Origin of the sequence: Halorubrum saccharovorum DSM 1137, from assembly GCF_000337915.1 — an archaeon.
Lineage (GTDB): Archaea > Halobacteriota > Halobacteria > Halobacteriales > Haloferacaceae > Halorubrum > Halorubrum saccharovorum.
The window spans coordinates 1-4,395 of sequence record NZ_AOJE01000007.1 but is presented as its reverse complement, the minus strand read 5'-3'; the positions used below and the strand labels follow the sequence as shown (position 1 = coordinate 4,395).

At 61.8% G+C, this 4,395-nt stretch carries 5 protein-coding genes and 1 pseudogene; 2 read left to right on the top strand and 4 right to left on the bottom strand.

What is annotated here, in order from left to right; translation table 11 throughout:
- Positions 1-253 precede the first annotated feature (253 nt).
- A complete protein-coding gene (locus tag C471_RS01460; protein WP_004046013.1) occupies positions 254-1,138 on the top strand; it encodes a DUF7504 family protein in 885 nt (294 codons plus the stop codon).
- A 17-nt stretch (positions 1,139-1,155) separates the two neighbouring features.
- On the opposite strand, the gene C471_RS01455 is transcribed toward C471_RS01460, so the two are convergent.
- Entirely contained in the window at positions 1,156-1,464 is a 309-nt protein-coding gene (locus C471_RS01455; protein ID WP_004046011.1) for a hypothetical protein, read from the bottom strand.
- A 184-nt stretch (positions 1,465-1,648) separates the two neighbouring features.
- Between C471_RS01455 and C471_RS01450 the strand changes: the two genes are divergently transcribed.
- A complete protein-coding gene (locus C471_RS01450) occupies positions 1,649-2,536 on the top strand; it encodes a DMT family transporter (protein ID WP_004046009.1) in 888 nt (295 codons plus the stop codon).
- A gap of 13 nt (positions 2,537-2,549) precedes the next feature.
- Here the strand turns inward: C471_RS01450 and C471_RS01445 are convergent, their stop codons facing one another.
- From C471_RS01445 to C471_RS18280, 3 genes and pseudogenes are all read right to left on the bottom strand, one after another.
- Positions 2,550-3,704 carry an RNA-guided endonuclease InsQ/TnpB family protein gene (locus C471_RS01445; RefSeq protein ID WP_004046007.1) on the bottom strand — a complete coding sequence of 385 codons (1,155 nt, stop codon included), beginning with the start codon at positions 3,702-3,704 and terminating at the stop codon, positions 2,550-2,552.
- A gap of 2 nt (positions 3,705-3,706) precedes the next feature.
- Positions 3,707-4,096 (bottom strand): IS200/IS605 family transposase, encoded by a 390-nt coding sequence (gene tnpA, locus C471_RS01440; RefSeq protein ID WP_004046004.1) that lies wholly within the window; start codon positions 4,094-4,096, stop codon positions 3,707-3,709.
- A gap of 215 nt (positions 4,097-4,311) precedes the next feature.
- Positions 4,312-4,395, bottom strand: a pseudogene (locus tag C471_RS18280) (IS6 family transposase); the annotation flags it as partial.

Sequence of the window (4,395 nt, the reverse complement as noted above, 5' to 3'; positions counted from 1 at the left end):
AAGCCTACCAGCGTATCGTGAAGTACTGGAGTGAGCGATCCTCTGGGAACCGCGGTTCGCCGCCTGCCCATTCATCCGGGAGAATACTCCCATCCAGATTTTCGGCCCACGGACGCAATGTCCGTGGGCTGTTTTCATGTGTACCGCGTGATAGCGATGCGGCTCACGACCGACTGTTTCACTCGCTCTAGCTCTCAATATTGAGACATACCCCCATAAGTTTATGCTGTTTGTCGATGAAGGGAACGTACGCATGTCCGTTCCGACGCAGTCCGGTCGCGAGTTCGCGGTGCGTGTGTCCGATCACGGGCAACCACCGGTTCGTGACGGAGATGTCTCGGAACGGGTGATATCGGTGCTGTTCGAGACGGGGATCGAGGAGTGGCGACGTGGGTGGCGACGAACCGCCGGCACGCTGCCGGATCGAGAGGCGATCGTTTCTGCGAGCGATCTCACACGTGGTGCCGGAACCGCCACGCAGGTCGTCCCGGACCGACAGCTCGCGTATACCGTGCTCGGCGCGCCCGTCGACGTGGATCGTATCCTCGACGCGATTGCAAGTCATCTCGTCGATGTCCGCGACCTCGAACTCACCGTGATCATCGACGATATCGAACCGTTGGTGGCCGAACATGGCCGAGATGCGGCGACTGCGTTCATCGACGGACTACGCGCCCAACTCGGAGACTGTCATGGAAACGTCGTCGTCGGCTGTTCGTTCGCGGAGTCGACGGCGTCGTCGGTCGCGTCGCTGTTCGATCCGGTCGACGACGTCGAGTGGATCGATCACTCGGTTGCTGCGGTTCTCGACGGGCTTCGACGAGACGATCCGACGACGTTCGGTTACGTCCGCCGTCACTGGGCGGAAGCGCGGGACGGTATCGAACTGTGTGAGCGGAACTATCCACAGGCGAAGCAGGTTCACGCGACGCTTTCCGACCCGGAGACGACGCCGCGGACGCTCGGTGCGGCGTTGTCGGGGCTCGTCACGCTCGGCGTCGTCGACACGTGGAGTGAGACCGTCGGCCCAACGCGGTACGATCTCACCGCGTATCGACCGGCGCGTCTGTGGGCGGTTGGAGCGACGCTTGCGGCTGCGCCCGGGGCCAACGGGGGCGGTGGGTCGGATATCGATTGACGGCGGCTCGAACCTTCTTATTCGCTGACAGAGCTTTCGTCGGCCCCGTCGACGGGCACGGGGGTTTCGAGATCGTGTGAGACCACGGTTCCGTCGGGTTCGAGGGTCACTGTCCCGAGCGTCGCCGTTTCGCCGTCTCGGAAGCTGTCGGCGATCGATTCGAACACGGACTGCCGATCGAGCCGTTCCCAGACCGTCTCGGCGACGAGCGACTGGAACTCCTCCGGGTCGGTCCACCCAGAGTCGACGTCGGACGGGACGCCGACGACGAACTGGAATTCCTCTTCGGTGAGACGGATCCCGACCCCGAACGTGTCGGCACACATACGCCGGTGTTCGGTCCCCGTTTCTAAAGGCCCATCGCACGCGTCGGCGCGGCCTCGCAGTTTCACTGTGCGTTCGTAGTTTCACTGTGCGTTCGCATTACGTTCGTTCTCGTGAACGGACGTATCGTGTCAGGGCGTCCCGAAACCGGTAACTGGGTGCGATTGGAACCGGAGAGTCGAACGGATGTCGAAGGATCCGCGCGTCTCGCCGATAGTCGGACTCGTCGTCGCAGTCGCCGCCGTGAGCGGCGGGGCGATCCTCGTTCGCCTCAGCGACGCACCGAGTTCGGTCGCCGCGTTCTATCGGGTCCTGTTCACCACGCTGCCGCTTGTCCCCGTCGCTCTCTGGCGGTATCGGTCGCAACTCATCGGCGTCACTCGCAGGGACCTCGGATTCGCGACGCTCTCGGGGGTCGCGCTCGCGTTGCACTTCGCGGCGTGGTTCGAGAGCCTGTCCTGGACGAGCGTCGCCGCGAGCGTTACGCTCGTTCAGGCGCAGCCGGTGTTTGTCGCGCTCGGGGCGTGGCTCCTGTTGCGCGAGCGCGTGACTGTCCGGATGATCGTGGGCATCGCGGTCGCCGTCGCCGGAATGGCGGCGATGTCGCTCGGCGATTTTCTCGGCGGCGTGTTGGTCGGACCCCGACCGCTCTACGGCAACGGACTGGCGCTGTTCGGCGCGGTGATGGCCGCCGGGTACGTTCTCGCCGGTCGGTCGATCCGGCAACGGGTCGCGCTGGTCCCGTATGTGGTGGTCGTGTACGGGGTCTGTACGCTCGCACTTCTCGCCATCGTCCTCGTCGAAGGACACGGATTGACGGGGTACCCGCCGAGCGAGTGGGCGATCTTCGTCGGCCTCGCGGTCGGGCCGGGGCTCTTGGGTCACACCGTGGTTAACTGGGCGCTCGCACACCTCGAGTCGAGCGTCGTCTCCGTGTCGCTGCTCGGCGAGCCGGTCGGAGCGACGATCCTCGCCTTCGTGTTCCTCTCGGAGGCCCCCACGACGTTCACGCTCGTCGGGGGCGCCGTCGTTCTCGCCGGGATCACGCTCACCGCGACTGACAGCGAGACCTGACATCCTCCCACGGCTAAAGCCGTGGGGTTCCCCCACTGGGGGTTGAATCCACGAGTAGCGGGAGGTTCGCAGATTCGTCGTCACGTTGGACGATGACCTGCGTTTCGGGCTGTGCCAGTACAGCCCCCGCCTCGGACAGCGGTTTCGAGAACTTGCCCAAGGCTCGTTTGCCGATGTTCAGCGCACCGTTCTTGTCGGCGCTGTCGTCCAGCCCACACTCAGGACACTCAAACCGTCCCTGCGTTTCACGGACGCCCTTGCAGGCACACCGATTACACGTCTGCGACGTGTCGTATTCGTCGACCAACTGTACGTCGATGCCTGCGTCGTGGGCTTTGTACTCGATGTAGTTGAGCAGGCGGGCGAACGGCATCTTGTGGGTCTTGTCGTTGACGTACCGCCCTTTGTCGTTGTTCTTGCGAATCCCGCCGAGGTCACCCACGACGATGATTGCGTTCCGCTCTTCCGCGTCCTCCACAATTTGCCGAGCAATCTTGTGAAGACGGTCGTCCACCTTCCTCGCTTCCGCGTCACCGATACGCTCGACCACCTGCTGTCCCTGTCGAGGTTTCGCTTTCCCGATGGATTTTCGCAACTGCTTGTAGTGTTCGCGGATACGACGAACTTCCTCACCGTAGAAGGCGGTCTTGCGGTCGGAGAGGAACACGCAGGTAGCGACCCAGCGTGCGCCCATGTCGATAGCCAGTACGTCGTCGTACTCGTCGGCCACGGTCACAGACCGCTTCACGACGAGATGGACGTACCAATCACCGTCACGGCGCACCAGTTCGCTGTCCCGAACATCACCCTCACGCACGAGTCGTTCGTCCTTGTGTGGAACGTGTGCTGGACACCAGATGGAGTTGCCCCGTCCTCGTTCGGGGTCGTAGACGGGAACTTTCACCCACCACGACGAGAGAACCGTGTCCTCGTCGTAGGACACGCCGAACACGTCATTGCGGAGGACGACAGGCTGTTCAGTGTCGCGGTTCGGATATTTCTGTCGCTTGACTTTTGACGCCTGTTGGTCGGTCGCAGAATACAGGTCGACATCTCCGCCGTGTACCCCGGTCTGGAACGCCCCGTACTCACGGGCGAGCAGGTCGGCTTTCCTGTTAGTCAGCGAGTGGAGTTTGACCCGAACCGTGGTTGAGACGGTCCGTTGCATGTCTACTCACCTGCTTGGGCGTCGATGTACTCCTCGATGACCTCGCTGGATACATCGCCCGCACTTGAGACGAAGTACGAGCGCGTCCACAGCGACGGGAGGCCGAAGTCGAACTCGTCCCGAAGTCGGCGCGAGGAGTAGCCCTTGAGTTGTTGTATAATCTTGTTCGGGGCGAGCGTCGGGTCGCCCGTGATGAACAGGTGTACGTGGTCGGGGCGGATCGCCAACTCCAGTATCTCTAACCCGAGTTCGTCGGCTTTCTCCTCGATGAGTTCTTCAAGACGGTCATGTACCTCGCCCTCAAGCACCGATTTGCGATACTTCGGGCACCAGATGAAGTGGTACTGGAGTTTGTGGACATTGGTACGTTCCCTGTCGAACCCACGAGGCATCGCCAGTATATAGAATTCACTCACCTAAAGATATTATACAAACATCTAACCCAACCGTGGCTATGAACGTGGATTGATTCCCAGTTGTCGGCTTCATCCAACCCCTGAAGGGGTGGGCTTTCGCCTCGCTACCGCTGTAATTCCTCAGGCGGTGTCCCCACGGGCGGGTCTTCGAACGGCCGCAAGACGTTCTCGAAGCCGATATTTGGGTCGCGTTAAGTTTGGCGTGAATTGTGGTAGACTGCGAGGGCTTCGAGCCAATTTTGAGCTGTCTCGAACGCGACATTGCTGAAACTATT